This is a genomic window from Caulobacter mirabilis (assembly GCF_002749615.1).
Classification (GTDB): Bacteria; Pseudomonadota; Alphaproteobacteria; order Caulobacterales; family Caulobacteraceae; genus Caulobacter; species Caulobacter mirabilis.
On the sequence record NZ_CP024201.1, the window covers coordinates 2,087,853 to 2,102,968 of the forward strand.

18 protein-coding genes are annotated in these 15,116 nt (G+C 69.0%); 16 read left to right on the forward strand and 2 right to left on the reverse strand.

Annotation, left to right across the window (positions count from 1 at the left end):
- Window positions 1-57 precede the first annotated feature (57 nt).
- Both hemA and CSW64_RS10290 read left to right on the forward strand, forming a co-directional pair.
- Window positions 58-1,287, forward strand: a complete 1,230-nt coding sequence (gene hemA / locus CSW64_RS10285; RefSeq protein WP_099622022.1) for a 5-aminolevulinate synthase — start codon at window positions 58-60, stop codon at window positions 1,285-1,287.
- A 71-nt stretch (window positions 1,288-1,358) separates the two neighbouring features.
- On the forward strand, window positions 1,359-1,736 hold the full coding sequence (locus tag CSW64_RS10290; protein WP_099622023.1) for a hypothetical protein: 378 nt from the start codon (window positions 1,359-1,361) through the stop codon (window positions 1,734-1,736).
- A 7-nt stretch (window positions 1,737-1,743) separates the two neighbouring features.
- On the opposite strand, the gene CSW64_RS10295 is transcribed toward CSW64_RS10290, so the two are convergent.
- Window positions 1,744-2,175, reverse strand: a complete 432-nt coding sequence (locus CSW64_RS10295; RefSeq protein ID WP_099622024.1) for a Ros/MucR family transcriptional regulator — start codon at window positions 2,173-2,175, stop codon at window positions 1,744-1,746.
- Between the two features lie 160 nt (window positions 2,176-2,335).
- On the opposite strand from CSW64_RS10295, the gene glyA reads away from it, so the two are divergent.
- From glyA to CSW64_RS10345, 10 genes are all read left to right on the forward strand, one after another.
- Window positions 2,336-3,628 carry a serine hydroxymethyltransferase gene (gene glyA, locus CSW64_RS10300; RefSeq protein WP_099622025.1) on the forward strand — a complete coding sequence of 431 codons (1,293 nt, stop codon included), beginning with the start codon at window positions 2,336-2,338 and terminating at the stop codon, window positions 3,626-3,628.
- Between the two features lie 30 nt (window positions 3,629-3,658).
- Window positions 3,659-4,126 carry a transcriptional regulator NrdR gene (gene nrdR, locus CSW64_RS10305; RefSeq protein WP_099622026.1) on the forward strand — a complete coding sequence of 156 codons (468 nt, stop codon included), beginning with the start codon at window positions 3,659-3,661 and terminating at the stop codon, window positions 4,124-4,126.
- A gap of 2 nt (window positions 4,127-4,128) precedes the next feature.
- The gene (locus CSW64_RS10310) at window positions 4,129-4,800 is read left to right on the forward strand and encodes a RibD family protein (protein ID WP_342745853.1); all 672 of its coding nucleotides are present in this window, start codon (window positions 4,129-4,131) and stop codon (window positions 4,798-4,800) included.
- Window positions 4,800-5,390 carry a riboflavin synthase gene (locus tag CSW64_RS10315; RefSeq protein ID WP_099622028.1) on the forward strand — a complete coding sequence of 197 codons (591 nt, stop codon included), beginning with the start codon at window positions 4,800-4,802 and terminating at the stop codon, window positions 5,388-5,390. Before CSW64_RS10310 ends, CSW64_RS10315 begins: the two co-directional genes overlap by 1 nt.
- Window positions 5,391-5,392: 2 nt before the next feature.
- Window positions 5,393-6,520 carry a 3,4-dihydroxy-2-butanone-4-phosphate synthase gene (gene ribB / locus CSW64_RS10320; RefSeq protein ID WP_099622029.1) on the forward strand — a complete coding sequence of 376 codons (1,128 nt, stop codon included), beginning with the start codon at window positions 5,393-5,395 and terminating at the stop codon, window positions 6,518-6,520.
- Window positions 6,520-6,957: a 6,7-dimethyl-8-ribityllumazine synthase gene (ribH, locus tag CSW64_RS10325; RefSeq protein ID WP_099622030.1), complete on the forward strand. Its 438-nt coding sequence runs from the start codon at window positions 6,520-6,522 to the stop codon at window positions 6,955-6,957. The genes ribB and ribH overlap by 1 nt, the downstream gene beginning before the upstream one ends.
- On the forward strand, window positions 6,954-7,481 hold the full coding sequence (gene nusB / locus CSW64_RS10330) for a transcription antitermination factor NusB (protein WP_099622031.1): 528 nt from the start codon (window positions 6,954-6,956) through the stop codon (window positions 7,479-7,481). The genes ribH and nusB overlap by 4 nt, the downstream gene beginning before the upstream one ends.
- Window positions 7,465-8,394, forward strand: a complete 930-nt coding sequence (gene thiL / locus CSW64_RS10335) for a thiamine-phosphate kinase (protein ID WP_099622032.1) — start codon at window positions 7,465-7,467, stop codon at window positions 8,392-8,394. The genes nusB and thiL overlap by 17 nt, the downstream gene beginning before the upstream one ends.
- A gap of 35 nt (window positions 8,395-8,429) precedes the next feature.
- A complete protein-coding gene (locus tag CSW64_RS10340; protein WP_099622033.1) occupies window positions 8,430-8,870 on the forward strand; it encodes a hypothetical protein in 441 nt (146 codons plus the stop codon).
- Between the two features lie 171 nt (window positions 8,871-9,041).
- Window positions 9,042-11,171, forward strand: coding sequence for a sodium-translocating pyrophosphatase (locus tag CSW64_RS10345; protein WP_099622034.1), 2,130 nt, complete (start codon window positions 9,042-9,044; stop codon window positions 11,169-11,171).
- Between the two features lie 108 nt (window positions 11,172-11,279).
- Here the strand turns inward: CSW64_RS10345 and CSW64_RS10350 are convergent, their stop codons facing one another.
- Window positions 11,280-11,765 carry an outer membrane protein assembly factor BamE gene (locus CSW64_RS10350; RefSeq protein ID WP_099622035.1) on the reverse strand — a complete coding sequence of 162 codons (486 nt, stop codon included), beginning with the start codon at window positions 11,763-11,765 and terminating at the stop codon, window positions 11,280-11,282.
- A 114-nt stretch (window positions 11,766-11,879) separates the two neighbouring features.
- Between CSW64_RS10350 and CSW64_RS21990 the strand changes: the two genes are divergently transcribed.
- From CSW64_RS21990 to CSW64_RS10365, 4 genes are all read left to right on the forward strand, one after another.
- A complete protein-coding gene (locus CSW64_RS21990) occupies window positions 11,880-12,407 on the forward strand; it encodes a ubiquinol-cytochrome C chaperone family protein (protein WP_342745855.1) in 528 nt (175 codons plus the stop codon).
- The gene (locus CSW64_RS21995) at window positions 12,404-12,934 is read left to right on the forward strand and encodes a YceD family protein (RefSeq protein ID WP_172448510.1); all 531 of its coding nucleotides are present in this window, start codon (window positions 12,404-12,406) and stop codon (window positions 12,932-12,934) included. Before CSW64_RS21990 ends, CSW64_RS21995 begins: the two co-directional genes overlap by 4 nt.
- A gap of 93 nt (window positions 12,935-13,027) precedes the next feature.
- Entirely contained in the window at window positions 13,028-14,089 is a 1,062-nt protein-coding gene (gene plsX / locus CSW64_RS10360; protein WP_099622036.1) for a phosphate acyltransferase PlsX, read from the forward strand.
- Window positions 14,086-15,063: a beta-ketoacyl-ACP synthase III gene (locus CSW64_RS10365; protein WP_099622037.1), complete on the forward strand. Its 978-nt coding sequence runs from the start codon at window positions 14,086-14,088 to the stop codon at window positions 15,061-15,063. Before plsX ends, CSW64_RS10365 begins: the two co-directional genes overlap by 4 nt.
- Window positions 15,064-15,116: the final 53 nt, after the last annotated feature.

Here is a 15,116-nt window from a genome sequence, read left to right on the forward strand (position 1 = left end):
AAGAGAAGGAGCCGGCCGGGCGGGTTTTCCCGTCGGAATCGGACCGGGGCGTCGTCGATGGACTATAAGGCCGCTTTCCAGACCGCTGTTGAGCAGGTCCGCAAAGAGGGGCGCTATCGCGTCTTCGCCGACCTGAAGCGGCACCGCGGCGCGTTTCCGCGCGCCACCTGGACGCGCGAGGACGGCTCCGAGCGCGAGATCGTGGTCTGGTGCTCGAACGACTACCTCGGCCAGGGCCAGAACCCCGTCGTCATCGAGGCGATGCACGCGGCGATCGACGCCACCGGCACCGGTTCGGGCGGCACCCGCAACATCTCCGGCACCACCCACTTCCACGTCGAGCTCGAGCATGAGCTGGCCGACCTGCACGGCAAGGAAGCGGCGCTGCTGTTCACCTCGGGCTACGTCTCCAACGAGGCGACCCTTTCGACGCTCTACAAGATCCTGCCCGGGCTGGTCGTCTTCTCCGACGAGCTGAACCACGCCTCGATGATCAGCGGCATCCGCAACGGCGGCGGCAAGCGGCACATCTACCGGCATAACGACCTGGCTCACCTGGAAGAGCTGCTGCTGGCGGCCGATCCGGACGCGCCCAAGCTGATCGCCTTCGAGAGCGTCTATTCGATGGACGGCGACATCTCCGACATTCCGGGGACCGTTGCGCTGGCCAAGAAGTACGGCGCCATGACCTACATCGACGAGGTCCACGCCATCGGCATGTACGGCCCGCGCGGCGGCGGCGTCGCCGAGCGTGACGGCATGATGGCGGAGATCGACATCATCGAGGCCACGCTGGGCAAGGCGTTCGGCGTCATGGGCGGCTATATCGCCGCCGATGCGGTGATCGTCGACGCGATCCGTTCCTATGCCTCGGGCTTCATCTTCACCACCTCGCTGCCGCCGGCCCTGACCGCGGGCGCGCTGGCTTCGGTGCGCTACCTCAAGGCGCACGACGAGCTGCGCCAGCAGCACCAGGAGCGCGCCGCGACCCTGAAGAAGATGATGAAGGACGCCGGCCTTCCCGTGATGGAGAGCTCGGTCAGCCACATCGTGCCGGTGATGGTCGGCGACGCCGTCCACTGCAAGATGGTCAGCGACATGCTGCTCGAGGATCACGGCGTCTACGTCCAGCCGATCAACTATCCGACGGTGCCGCGCGGCACCGAGCGCCTGCGCTTCACCCCGACGCCGTTCCACACGGACGAGATGATGCGCGACCTGGTCGGCGCGCTCGAGAAGCTCTGGGCCCACTGCAACATCGCCCGCCTCGGCGGCCGGGCGGCCTGAAGCCCGCGATCGACATCGTCAGTCGGCTGCCGCGGCCGGCGGACGAGGTCTGGGCCGCGGTCACCACGCCCATGGGCATCAACGCCGAGCTGGGGCCGTGGATCTACATGACCTTCCCGGCGGAGGCCCTGGTCGGGCTCAGCGCCGCGCCCCTGAAGACGCCCCTGTTCGTGTCCTGGCTGCTGCTCGGGCGCGTGATCCCGTTCGATCGCCACGTCTTCGTGCTGAGCGAGGTCGGGGCGCGGCATTTCGTCGAGGAATCGCACAGCACGGTCCAGAGCCGCTGGCGGCACGAGCGCTGGATCGAGCCGGACGGTCCGGACGCCTGCACGGTCCGCGACATCGTCACGGTGGAGCCGCGTCTGGGCTTCATGGGCTTTTTTGCGCGACCGATCGCGGCGGCGGTCTTCCACCACCGCCACAAACGGCTTAGACTGCTCTACAGCTGAACCGGAGCTACTTCCGCCGCCGAACGCCTTTTCCCAGTCCGATCTTCCTGGCGAAGTCCGAGCGACGCTCGGCGTAGGCCGGCGCGACCATCGGATAGTCCGGCGGCAGGCCCCATTTGCGGCGATATTCCTCGGGCGACAGGTCGAACCGCGAGCGCAGGTAGCGCTTCAGCATCTTCAGGTGCGCGCCGTCTTCCAGGCAGACGATGTAGTCGCGCTGGACCGACTTGGAGATCGGCACCGCCGGCTTCTGCTTTTCCTTCGGCGCGGCCTGCGGGCCGGCGGCCAGGGTGTTCAGCGAACCGTGCACCGTACGGATCAGGTCGGGCAGGGCGTTGGCGCTCACCACGTTGCGACTCACATAGGCCGCAACGATTTCGGACGCGCAGGCCAGGATGTCTGCTTCGACTTCGAGATCACGCCCGGTTTCCTCCGCCATCGCGGCCCCTCCTCAATGATGCACTCGATCCGCCGTCGGACAGGGTTTGCCGGACGGGGTTTCTGTTCCAACGCGCCCCTTACGGGCGGGTTCCGATTGATCGCGCCGCCATCGGCGCTAAAGAGGGCGCGTCTGTGCGCCGTAGCCAGGGGATAAGACCATGAACGCTTCCACCGCCATTCGCCCCGCCTTCTTCGGCGCTGACCTCGCGACCGCCGACAAGGCCATCGCGGACGCCATCGCCCATGAGCTGGTGCGGCAGCAGAACCAGATCGAGCTGATCGCCTCCGAGAACATCGTCTCCAAGGCGGTGCTCGAGGCCCAGGGCTCGATCCTGACCAACAAGTACGCCGAGGGTTACCCGGGCAAGCGCTACTACGGCGGTTGCGAGTATGTGGACGTCATCGAGCAGCTGGCCATCGATCGCGCCAAGCAGCTGTTCGGCGCCGCCTTCGCCAACGTCCAGCCGCACTCCGGCGCCCAGGCCAACCAGGCGGTGTTCATGGCGCTGCTGCAGCCGGGCGACACCTTCATGGGCATGGACCTGGCCGCCGGCGGCCACCTGACCCACGGCTCGCCCGCCAACCAGTCGGGCAAGTGGTTCAAGCCGGTCGCCTACACGGTGCGCCAGGAAGACCAGTTCATCGACTACGACAACGTCGCCGAGGTGGCCCAGCGCGAGAAGCCCAAGCTGATCATCGCCGGCGGCTCGGCCTATGGCCGCGCCATCGACTTCAAGCGCTTCCGCGAGATCGCGGACAGCATCGGCGCGCTGCTGATGGTCGACATGGCCCACTACGCCGGCCTGGTCGCCGGCGGCGTCTATCCGAACCCGGTGCCGCACGCCCATGTCGTCACCACCACCACGCACAAGACCCTGCGCGGCCCGCGCGGCGGCCTGGTGCTGACCAACGACGAAACCATCGCCAAGAAGATCAACTCGGCGGTGTTCCCCGGCCTGCAGGGCGGCCCGCTCGAGCACGTCATCGCCGGCAAGGCGGTGGCCTTCGGCGAGGCGCTGCAGCCGGAGTTCAAGGCCTACGCTCAGCAGATCGTCACCAACGCCAAGGCGCTGGCCGAGACCCTGATCGCGGCGGGCGTCAACATCGTCTCGGGCGGCACCGACAGCCATGTGATGCTGGTCGACCTGCGGCCCAAGGGCGTGACCGGCCGCGACACCGAGGCCGCCCTGGAGCGCGCCAACATCACCTGCAACAAGAACGGCATTCCGTTCGACACCGCCTCGTTCACGGTGACCTCGGGCGTCCGCCTGGGCACGCCGGCGGGCACCACCCGCGGCTTCGGCGTCCCGGAGTTCCAGCAGATCGGTCGCTGGATCGGCGAGGTCGTCGACGGCCTGGCCGCCAACGGCGCCGAGGGCAATGCGGCGGTGGAGGCCAAGGTGCGCGAGCAGGTGCTGGCGTTGACGGCGCGCTTCCCCATCTACAACTAATAGCCACGGTCCTCCGGGAGGGGCCCAGATATGCGTTGCCCGTTCTGCGGACACATGGAGAGCCAGGTGAAGGACAGCCGCCCGTCGGAAGACGGCGCGGCCATCCGCCGCCGCCGTCTCTGCCCGGAGTGCGGCGGTCGGTTCACCACCTTCGAGCGCGTGCAGTTGCGCGAGCTGACCATCGTCAAGCGGTCCGGCCGGCGCACGCCGTTCGACCGCGAGAAGCTGGCCCGTTCGGTGTCGCTGCCGCTGCGCAAGCGCAACATCGAGGCCGAGCGCGTCGATCGGCTGATCAACGGCATCGTCCGCCAGCTGGAAAGCATGGGCGAGACCGAGCTGCCCTCGACCGTGGTCGGCGAGATGGTCATGAAGGCGCTGAAGGCGCTCGATGACGTCGCCTACGTCCGCTACGCCTCGGTCTATCGCGACTTCAAGCACACCGACGACTTCGCCCAGTTCCTCAGCGTCGAGGGCCTGAACGAAGACGGAGAGGACTGACATTGAGCGTCACGCTCAAGCTGGCGACTTCGCTTGACGGACGGATCGCGACGGCCTCGGGCGAGAGCCGCTGGATCACCGGTCCGGCGGCCCGCGAACAGGTTCACAGGCTGCGGGCGATGCACCAGGCCGTGTTGGTCGGGATCGAGACCGCCATCGCCGACGATCCCGAGCTCACCGTACGACTGCCCGGCTACGTCGGACATCAGCCGGTGCGCGTGGTCCTGGATAGCCGCCAGCGCCTGCCGCTGACCTCTAAGCTGGTCCGCGAGGCCGGTCGTCTGCCGACGGTGGTCATAACGGTGCAGAATCCAAACGATCGTTTGACTGACGCTGGGGTCACCGTGATCCAGGTGGCGGAAAGCGACGGCCGTCTGGACATGCGGGCGGCTCTGACGGCGCTGTCCGCCTTCCTGAAGGCGCATCAGCCGGCGGCGCTCGACGTCGAGCCGCAGCTGTTCGTCGAGGGCGGCGGCCAGGTGGCGGCCAGCCTGCTGGCGGCCGGCCTGGTCGACCGATTGGAATGGTTCCGGGCGCCGATCGTGCTCGGAGACGAGGGCCGGCCCGGCGTCGGCGCCTTCGTGCTGAAGGATCTCGCCGCCGCGCCCCGGTTCCGGCGCGTGGCGGTGGAAGCGGTCGGCGACGACCTGTGGGAGCGATACGAGAAGGCCTGATGTTCACCGGCATTGTCACCGACGTGGGGCGGGTGCGCTCCGTGCGCGAGACCAATCGCGACCGCCGCTACGAGATCGAGACGACCTACGACGTCGCCGGCGTCGACATGGGGGCCTCGATCTCCCATGCCGGCTGCTGCCTGACGGTGGTCGAGAAGGGCGAGGGCTGGTTCGCCGTCGAGGTCAGCCACGAGACCCTGTCCAAGACCACCCTGGACCGCTGGCAGGAAGGTCATCGCGTGAACCTGGAGCGCGCCGCGCGCCTGGGCGACGAGATGGGCGGCCACATCGTCTCGGGCCATGTCGACGGCGTCGGCGAGGTCCTGTCGATCGAACCGGACGGCGGCTCGCACCGCATCCGCATCCGCGCGCCGCGTCCGCTGCATCGCCTGATCGCCCCGAAGGGCTCGATCGCGGTCGAGGGCGTCAGCCTGACCGTCAACGAGGTCGAGGACGACGTCTTCGGCGTCAACATCATCCCCCACACCTTCGAGGTGACCACCCTGGGCGAACTGGCTCCGGGCTATAAGGTCAACCTCGAGATCGACATGCTGGCGCGCTATCTGGCGCGGTGGCAGGAAACCGCGTGATCATGAGCACCGACAGCCCCATCTCCCCGATCGAGGACATCATCGAGGACGCCCGCAACGGGCGGCCCTACATCCTGGTCGACGCCGAAGACCGCGAGAACGAAGGGGACGTGATCATCCCCGCCCAGTTCGCGACGCCCGAGCAGATCAACTTCATGGCCCGCTACGCCCGCGGCCTGATCTGTCTCTCCATCACCAACGAGCGCGCGCGGCAGCTGCGCCTGCCGCCGATGGCGGCCGACAACCGCGAGAGCATGACCACCGCCTTCACCGTCTCGATCGAGGCGAAGGAGGGGGTGACCACCGGCATCTCGGCCCATGACCGCAGCCACACGGTGGCCGTGGCCGTCGATCCGACGAAGGGCCCGGACGACATCGTCTCGCCCGGCCACGTCTTCCCGCTGGTCGCCCGCGACGGCGGCGTGCTGGTCCGCGCCGGCCATACCGAGGCGGCGGTGGACATCTCGCGCCTGGCCGGCCTGAACCCCGCCGGGGTGATCTGTGAGATCATGAAGGACGACGGGACCATGGCCCGCCTGCCGGACCTGGTCGCCTTCGCACAGCTGCACGGCCTGAAGATCGGCACCATCGCCGACCTGATCGCCTATCGCCGCCGCACTGAACGGCAGGTCGACCGCGTGCTGGAGACGCCGTTCAACAGCGTCCACGGCGGCGATTTCCGCATGATGATCTACCGCAACCTGATCGACCGGTCCGAGCATGTCGCCCTGGTCAAGGGGCGGATCGAGGCCGACAAGCCGACCCTGGTGCGGATGCACCAGGTCGACTTCGCGGTCGACATGCTGGGCTTCAGCGGCGGCCGTCGCGACTACGTCGCCTCGGCCCTGCGCGCCATCGGCGAAAGCGACCAGCCGGGCGTGGCGGTGTTCATCCGCGACCCCAGCCCGACGTGGCTTTCCGACCGCTACGGCGGCGAGGCGGGCGCCCAGTTCCGCAACAACGCGCTGCGCGACTACGGCGTCGGCGCGCAAATCCTGCTGGACCTGGGGGTGCGGGAAATGGTCTTGCTCACCTCCAGCACCTTCAAGCCGGCGGCGCTGGAAGGCTACGGCCTGAAGATCGTCGGCCGGCGACCCATCCAGACGCCCGAAGAGGGCGGGAGCAATTGATGTCCCAAGACAAGGTCCGCATCCTGATCGTTGAAGGCCGGTTCTACTCCGACCTGTCCGACGAGCTGCTGCGGGGCGCGGCCGACGCGATCACGGCCTTCGGCGCGGAGTACGACGTGGTCACGGTGCCCGGCGCGCTGGAGATCCCGGCGATCGTCGCCATCGCGGCGGAGAAGGGCGGCTATGACGGCTACGTGGCCCTGGGCTGCGTGATCCGGGGCGAGACCTACCACTTCGAGATCGTCTCCAACGAAAGCTCGCGGGGCCTGATGGACCTGGCGGTCCGCAAGGGGCTGGCGATCGGCAACGGCATCCTGACCGTCGAGGACGAGGAGCAGGCCTGGGCCCGCGCCCGCGTCTCCGAGGGCGACAAGGGCGGCGGCGCCGCGCGCGCCTGCCTGGACGTCGTGAACTTCAAGCTGGGGCAGGGCGAATGAGCGACGCTCCCAAGCCGGCCTCGCTGAAGGAAGCCTACGACAAGCTGGTCGCGGCCACCGATGAGAAGGTCAACCTGAGCGCCCGTGAGCGCCGGGCCCGCACCGTGGCGCGGCTGGCGGCGGTCCAGGCCCTCTACCAGATGGAAATGACCGGGGTCGGCGGCGACGCGGTGGTCCGCGAGTTCAGCGAGCATCGTTTCGATCGCGACATCGAGGGCGAGACCCTCGGCGAGGCCGATGAAGCCTTCTTCGCCGAGCTGGTGAAGGGCGTGGTCGCCGAACAGGCCTCGATCGACGGCGCCGTGGCCCATCGCCTGGCCAGCGGCTGGCGGCTGGAGCGGGTCGACTCGACCGTTCGCGCCATCCTCCGCGCCGGCGCCTGGGAGCTGATCCGCCGTCGCGACGTGCCGACCGAGGTGGTGATCGACGAATACGTCGAGATCGCCAAGTCCTTCTTCGAGGGGGCCGAGCCGGGCTTCGTCAACGGGGCCCTGGACGGCATCGCCCGTGACGCCCGGGGGTGAGTTCGACTGGATCGAGCGCCTGCTGCGGCCGCTGACCCGCGGCGCGCCGGAGGCGCTCGATCTGCTCGACGACGCGGCGGTGCTGCCGTCGCGGCCCGGCTTCGACCTGGCGGTCACCAAGGACGCCATGGTCGCTGGCGTGCATTTCCTGCCCGATGATCCGCCGGACCTGGTCGCCCGCAAGCTGCTGCGGGTGAACCTGTCCGATCTGGCCGCCAAGGGGGCGGAGCCCTACGGCGCCTTCCTGGCCATCGCCTGGCCGGCCGGGACCGACTGGGCCTTCAAGGAGATCTTCGTCCGCGGCCTGGCCCAGGACGGCGAGGCCTATCGCCTGCCGCTGCTCGGCGGCGACACGGTCTCGACGCCGGGGCCGCTGACCCTGAGCGCCACCCTGCTGGGCTGGGTTCCGGCGGGCGAGGCTGTGCTGCGCAGGGGCGCGCAGCCGGGCGACGTCCTGGCGGTGAGCGGTCCGATCGGCGACGGCTGGCTGGGCCTGGACGACGCGAAGAGGGGCCTCGAGGGGCGGCTGGCCGATCTCTACCGGCTGCCGGAGCCGCGGCTCGACCTGCTGAGCTCGATCCGCAAGGCGGCGGCCGCGGCGGACATCTCCGACGGCCTGCTGGCGGACGCGGGCCATATCGCCAAGGCCAGCGGCTGCGCGGTCCGCATCGAGCTGGACCGAACGCCGCTGTCGTCCGAGGCCGCCGCCTGGCTGGCGGCCCAACCCGACCGGACGCAGGCTCTGCTCCAGCTGGCGACCGGCGGCGACGACTATCAGGTCGCGGCGGCCTTCCGCGGCGCGGTCCCGGAAGGCTTCACGGCGATCGGCGCCTTCGAGGCGGGACGGGGCGTCCATGTCGTGGCCGGCGGCGCGGCCGTCGCCGTCGACAGGCTCGGCTGGAGCCACGCCTAACCCCGCCTTAACCGTGATCCTGGCATGTCGGGATCATGCGCCGCCGCCATCTCCTCGCCGCCCTGCCGCTCGCGCTCGCCGCGGGTTCCGCGCTCGCCGCCGGCGGCGGAGGGGAGGGCGAGAAGAAGGCTGACAGCCAGTTCGTGAACCTGTCGCCGATCGCCCTGCCGGTGGTCGTGAATGGCCGGGTGATCAACTACGTCTTCGTGCAGCTGCGGGTGAATCTGACGCCCTCGGCCGACGCCGCCAAATGGCGGACCAAGGAGCCCTGGTTCCGCGACGCCATCGTCCGGGCCGGCCACCGCACGCCCTTCACCGTCGCCACGGACTACACCCGCATCGACGAGGCCAGGGTCAAGGCGGCGCTGATGCGGGAAGCCGTGGCGATCACCGGGCCCAAGGTGGTGACCTCGGTCTCGGTGCTGAACCAGACCCCCAAGCAGCGCTCCCGCCTCCCGCGTCCGCCGGGTCGATAGCCTTTTAAGGAAACAGGTTCGGGAAACACGGTTGTCTAATTCCCCCGGGCGCCGACAAATAGGCGCTCGACAAAGGGGGAATCAGGGCAGCCGGTCACGCAGTACCAACACCAAGCTTATGAGTTCGACCGGAGATCCTGGGTCCCGATCACATAGGGACGCTTGGAAACAATGGGTATCGACTTTCTCTGGCTGGCGGTGATCGCCGGTCTGCTGGCCGTCGTATACGGCGGTCTGCAGACGGCGGCATTGTTGCGTAAACCCGCCGGCAATGCGCGGATGCAGGAGATCGCCGCGGCGATCCAGGAGGGGGCTCAGGCCTACCTGCGCCGGCAGTACACGGCGATCGGCATCGTGGGCGTCGTCGTCCTGGCGGTGCTGTTCTTCTTCATCGGGCGCTATGCGGCCATAGGCTTCGCGATCGGCGCGATCCTGTCGGGCGCGGCTGGCTTCGCCGGCATGCTGATCTCGGTCCGGGCCAATGTGCGCACCGCGCAGGCGGCCTCCGAGAGCCTCGGCAAGGGCTTGAGCCTGGCCTTCACCTCCGGCGCCATCACCGGCCTGCTGGTGGCGGGTTTCGCGCTGCTGGGCGTGGCCGGTTACTACGGCTACCTGACCGGCGCGCTCGGGCTCGACCCGACCAGCCGCGAGGTGGTCGACGCCCTGGTGGCGCTCGGTTTCGGCGCGTCCCTGATCTCCATCTTCGCCCGCCTCGGCGGCGGCATCTTCACCAAGGGCGCCGACGTGGGCGGCGACATGGTCGGCAAGGTCGAGGCCGGCATTCCGGAGGATGATCCTCGCAACGCGGCGACCATCGCCGACAACGTGGGCGACAACGTCGGCGACTGCGCCGGCATGGCCGCCGACCTGTTCGAGACCTATGCGGTGACCACCGTCGCCACCATGGTCCTGGCGGCGATCTTCTTCCGCGGGACCGAGGCGGTGAACGCCATGATGCTGCTGCCGCTGGCGATCTGCGGCGTCTGCATCGTCACCTCGATCATCGGCACCTTCTTCGTCCGGCTCGGCAAGAAGCAGAACATCATGGGGGCCCTGTACCAGGGGCTGATCGTGACCGGCCTGCTGTCGATCCCGGCGATCTGGTGGGTGACCACCACCCTGGTCCCCGGCGACCTGACCGTCGCGGGCAAGACCTTCAACGCCATGAGCCTGTTCTGGTGCGGCATGGTCGGCCTGGCCGTCACCGCCGCCATCGTGGTGATCACCGAATACTACACCGGCACCGGCTTCCGCCCGGTGAAGTCGGTGGCCAAGGCCTCGGTCTCCGGCCACGGCACCAACGTCATCCAGGGCCTGGCCATGTCCCTGGAATCGACCGCGCTGCCGGCGCTCGTGATCATCGTCGGCATCATCGTCACCTACGGCCTGGCCGGCTTGTTCGGCATCGCCATCGCCACGACGGCCATGCTGTCGCTGGCCGGCTTCATCGTCGCGCTGGACGCCTTCGGCCCGGTCACCGACAACGCCGGCGGCATCGCCGAGATGGCCGGGTTGCCGCCGGAAGTGCGGGTGTCCACCGACGCCCTGGACGCCGTCGGCAACACCACCAAGGCCGTGACCAAGGGCTACGCCATCGGTTCGGCCGGCCTGGGCGCCCTGGTGCTCTTCGCCGCCTATACCGAGGACCTGAAGTTCTTCTCGGCCAACGCGGCGCCGGGCTCGTTCTTCGAGGGCATGGGCGCGGTCAGCTTCGACCTCAGCAACCCCTATGTGGTCGTGGGCCTGCTGTTCGGGGGGCTTCTGCCCTTCCTGTTCGGCGGCCTGTCGATGACCGCCGTGGGCCGGGCCGCTGAATCGGTCGTCGCCGAGGTGCGTCGTCAGTTCAAGGAGAACCCCGGCATCATGACGGGCGAGGTGAAGCCGGAGTACGGCCGCGCCGTCGACATCCTGACCAAGGCGGCGATCAAGGAGATGATCGTGCCGTCGCTGCTGCCGGTGGCTTCGCCGGTGGTGCTGTTCTTCGTCATCAACGCCATCGCCGGCAAGACCGACGCCTTCGCGGCGCTCGGGGCCATGCTGATGGGGGTGATCGTCACCGGCCTGTTCGTCGCCATCTCGATGACCAGCGGCGGCGGCGCCTGGGACAACGCCAAGAAGCTGATCGAGGAAGGCCACTACGGCGGCAAGGGTTCCGACGCCCACAAGGCGGCGGTGACCGGCGACACCGTCGGCGATCCCTACAAGGACACCGCCGGCCCGGCCGTGAACCCGATGATCAAGATCACCAACATCGTGGCGCTGCTGCTGCTGGCCGTCCTGGCCCACGGCGCGGCGGGCTGATCCTTCGAGAGGGAGCCGGTCCGCCGGCTCCCGATCCATAGCCACAAAGAGAAAGGCCCTGGAGATCGCTCTCCAGGGCCTTTCCGATTCTGTGCGGCGAGGCTGCGTCTAGCGGTCGCCCGGGCGGTTGCCGGGGATGCTCTCTTCCTCGTCGCGGGGCAGCATGCCGCCGCGGCCGACGTTGCCGAGCAGCTGCTCGAGGATGGTCATCTCGCGGCCGCGGGTCGGGGTCTCGCGGTCGTTGTAGGCGAAGACCTTGCCGTCGCGGAGGCTGTACTTGTTCACCGACAGGACCTGCTCGGTCTGCTTGTCGAAGTTGATGGCGACGATGTCGCGCTTGGCCACCCGCGGATTGTAGAAGGCCACGCGGTCGGTGACCTGGCTCATGTAGAACCAGGTGTTGGGGTCGAAGGTCGAGGTGACCGACGGCGAGCCGAGCTTGGCGGTGACGGTCGACTTGGTGTCCTCGCCGGGCTTCACGTCGGCCGGGTTGACCTCGACGGCCTGGAAGCCCGAGTAGGTCGTGATCGGCATGCAGGCGCCGGTCGCCAGCAGGCTGACGGCGACGGCGGCGAAAGCGGCTTTACGAAACATCGTGGCTCCCGGTGCGCGCAAACCGCGCGGGTCCTTTGACCTATCGCCCGCGCGCGCTTAGTTCAATGCCCGCTTTAGGCCCGGCCGGCGGCGAAATCGAGGCGATATCCGATCATGCTGAACCGCTTGTTCAAGTCCAGACCCGCCAAGGCGGCCGGCGAGGCGCTCTACGCCGGTGCCGCGCGGCAGGCCCGCAGCCCCGGATTCTACGTCGCCATGGGTGTTCCCGACACCCGCGAGGGGCGGTTCGAGCTCTACAGCCTGCACGTCATCCTGCTGCTCGATCGGCTGAAGGGGCAGGGCCCCCAGGCCGACGAGACCGCCCAGATCCTGATCGAGACCTATATTCGCGGCCTGGACGACGCCTTCCGCGAGCTCGGCGTCGGCGACACGGCGGTGGCCAAGCGGGTGAAGAAGCTGGCCGAAGCCTTCTACGGCCGGGCCAAGGCGCTGCAGGACGCCTTCGCGGCGCTGCCGGCGACGGAGGCCCTGCGCGACGTTGTGGCGCGGACGGTGTTCGAGGACGGCGCGGGCGATCCCGACGCGTTGACCGCCTATCTCGTCTCGGCCCGCGACGCCCTGTCGCGCCACGCGGTCGAGCCGCTGCTGAAGGGCGATGTCGCCTGGGAGATCCAACCGTGAGCCAGCCCTGGACCGAAACCATCCGATTCTCCGACGTCGCGCGCGGACCGGCGCGCCGCAGGCTCGAGGCCGACGAGGCGACCCGCAAGGCGCTGGCGCGGCATCTGGACCTGGTCTCGATCGAATCGCTGACCGCCGACCTGAAGGTCTCGCCCTGGCTGGACGGGGCCGAGATCGAGGGGCGGTTCAAGGCGGCGGTGACCCAGACCTGCTCGATCACCGCCGAACCGTTCCCGGCCGCGGTCGACGGCGGGTTCTCCGTTCGGGTCGTGCCGGCCGGCAGCCCGAACGCGCCGCAGGAGGACTTCGGCGAGGAGATCGATCTCGATCCCGAGGCGGACGATCCGCCGGACGTTCTCGAGGGCGACCTGATCGACCTGGGCGGCTACGTCGTCGAGCATCTGTCGCTTGAGCTGGACCCGTTTCCGCGCAAGCCGGGCGCGGTGTTCGAGCCGCCGGCCGACACCGAAGAACGCTCGCCCTTCGCCGCGCTTCGCGCGCTCAAGACGGAAGATGACGCCGGATAGGCAGGTTTGGCGGCCGGACTTGCATCGCCGATGGCGGGGAGTAAGGTCCGGCGGCTTCGCCTGACGAGGCGTCGAGACGGAATCGCGCCGGCTTTGCCCAACACCCTCATTCTCTCCATCGACGCCATGGGCGGTGATCACGGGCCTTCCGTGGTGATCCCCGCGGTCGACATCGCGGCGCGTCAGCTCGGCGACGTCCGCTTCCTGCTGCATGGCGATCAGGCCCAGATCGAGGCCGAGCTGGCCAAGGCGCCGGCGGCCCGCGCCGCCAGCGAGATCCGCCACGCCGACAAGGCCATCGCCATGGACGAGAAGCCCGCCCAGGCCATGCGCCGCGGCAAGGGCTCCAGCGTCTGGAACGCCGTCGAGGCGGTGAAGGACGGCCAGGCCGCCGCCGCCGTCTCGGCCGGCAACACCGGCGCCCTGATGGCCATTTCCATGCTGGTCCTGCGCATGGCCGAGGGCATCAAGCGTCCGGCGATCGTGGCCAGCTGGCCGACCATGAACGGAATCAGCGCCGTCCTCGACGTCGGCGCCAACGTCGAGAGCGACGCCGAGCAGCTGGTCGAGTTCGCCATCATGGGCGCGGCCTTCCACCACGCCGTGCATGGCTCGACCAAGCCGACCGTCGGCCTGCTCAACGTCGGCTCCGAAGAGCAGAAGGGCCACGAGGAGGTGCGCGAGGCGCACGCCCTGCTGCGGGCCAACAGCTTCGACTTCGACTACCGCGGCTTCGTCGAGGGCAACGATATCGCCAAGGGGACGGTCGACGTCATCGTCACCGACGGCTTCACCGGCAACGTCGCCCTGAAGACCGCCGAGGGCCTGGCCCGGTTCTTCGGCAACGAGCTGCGCGCCACCTTCAAGTCCGGGCCGCTGGCCATGCTGGGCGCCGTCTTCGCCTCGGGCGCGCTGGGCGCGATGCGCAAGCGCATGGACCCGGGCGCGGTCAACGGCGGCCCGCTGCTGGGTCTGAACGGAATCGTGGTGAAGAGCCACGGCGGGGCGGACGCCCCGGGCTACGCCGCCGCCATCCGCGTGGCCGCCGATCTCGCGCGCAGCGACTTCACCGCCGAGATCGATCGCAACATCCGGCGGCTGGGCGCCGTCGTTTCCGAATCCGCCGCGTCGCCGGCCGAGGGAGCTGCCGAGTGAGTATTCTGCGTAGCGTCGTGACCGGCGTGGGCGGCTATCTGCCCGAGACCGTCGTGACCAACGACGACCTGTCCAAGGTCGTGGACACCAGCGACGACTGGATTCGCGAACGGACCGGCATCCGCCGCCGCCATCGGGCGAACGATGACCAGGCGGTCTCCGACCTGGCGGTCGAGGCGGCGAAGAAGGCCCTGGCCGAGGCCGGGAAGACGCCGGCCGACGTCGACCTGATCGTGGTGGCCACCACCACCGCCGATCTGACCTTCCCGGCCGCCGCCGCCATCGTGCAGCGCAAGCTGGGCTGCCCCGTCGGAATCGCCTTCGACGTCCAGGCGGTCTGTTCGGGCTTCGTCTACGCCATGACCGTGGCCGACGGGTTCGTCGCGCGCGGCCACTCGAAATGCGCCCTGGTCATCGGCGCCGAGACCATGACCCGCCTGATGGACTGGACCGACCGCGGCACCTGCGTGCTGTTCGGCGACGGCGCCGGCGCGGTGGTGCTGGAGCCGGGCGAAGGGCAGGGGACCACCGCCGACCGCGGCATGCTCGGCTTCGCCCTGCGTTGCGACGGGACCAAGCAGGACCTGCTCTACGTCGACGGCGGTCCGTCCACGACCGGCACGGTCGGCAAACTGCGCATGCAGGGCAATCAGGTCTTCAAGCACGCGGTGATCAACATCTCCGAGGCTGTGATCGCCGCCGCCCAGGTCGCGGGCGTGGAGATCAAGGACGTCGACTGGTTCATCCCGCACCAGGCTAACCAGCGCATCCTGGCCGGCGTCGCCCATCGCCTGGGCATCGACGAGAGCAAGGTCATCACCACCGTCGCGGACCACGCCAATACCTCGGCCGCCTCGATCCCTCTGGCGCTCGCCGAAGGCGTCGCCGACGGACGGATCAAGAAGGGCGACCTGCTGCTGATGGAAGCGATGGGGGGCGGACTGACCTGGGGCGCCTGTGTGGTCCGGCTTTAGCCAGCCATTTCCGATCCTTACCGGAACCCTTTGACTTGACGCGGCAAACGCGC

What these genes read in the sequence shown, in the direction of transcription:
- ribH (WP_099622030.1), top strand. Translation starts at nt 6,520, where the DNA reads ATGTCCCAAGACAAGGTCCGCATCCTGATCGTTGAAGGCCGGTTCTAC.
- CSW64_RS10345 (WP_099622034.1), top strand. Translation starts at nt 9,042, where the DNA reads ATGGGTATCGACTTTCTCTGGCTGGCGGTGATCGCCGGTCTGCTGGCC.
- glyA (WP_099622025.1), top strand. Translation starts at nt 2,336, where the DNA reads ATGAACGCTTCCACCGCCATTCGCCCCGCCTTCTTCGGCGCTGACCTC.
- hemA (WP_099622022.1), top strand. Translation starts at nt 58, where the DNA reads ATGGACTATAAGGCCGCTTTCCAGACCGCTGTTGAGCAGGTCCGCAAA.
- ribB (WP_099622029.1), top strand. Translation starts at nt 5,393, where the DNA reads ATGAGCACCGACAGCCCCATCTCCCCGATCGAGGACATCATCGAGGAC.
- nrdR (WP_099622026.1), top strand. Translation starts at nt 3,659, where the DNA reads ATGCGTTGCCCGTTCTGCGGACACATGGAGAGCCAGGTGAAGGACAGC.
- CSW64_RS10315 (WP_099622028.1), top strand. Translation starts at nt 4,800, where the DNA reads ATGTTCACCGGCATTGTCACCGACGTGGGGCGGGTGCGCTCCGTGCGC.
- nusB (WP_099622031.1), top strand. Translation starts at nt 6,954, where the DNA reads ATGAGCGACGCTCCCAAGCCGGCCTCGCTGAAGGAAGCCTACGACAAG.
- CSW64_RS21990 (WP_342745855.1), top strand. Translation starts at nt 11,880, where the DNA reads ATGCTGAACCGCTTGTTCAAGTCCAGACCCGCCAAGGCGGCCGGCGAG.
- CSW64_RS10295 (WP_099622024.1), bottom strand. Translation starts at nt 2,175, where the DNA reads ATGGCGGAGGAAACCGGGCGTGATCTCGAAGTCGAAGCAGACATCCTG.
- CSW64_RS10350 (WP_099622035.1), bottom strand. Translation starts at nt 11,765, where the DNA reads ATGTTTCGTAAAGCCGCTTTCGCCGCCGTCGCCGTCAGCCTGCTGGCG.
- CSW64_RS10290 (WP_099622023.1), top strand. Translation starts at nt 1,359, where the DNA reads ATGGGCATCAACGCCGAGCTGGGGCCGTGGATCTACATGACCTTCCCG.
- CSW64_RS10340 (WP_099622033.1), top strand. Translation starts at nt 8,430, where the DNA reads ATGCGCCGCCGCCATCTCCTCGCCGCCCTGCCGCTCGCGCTCGCCGCG.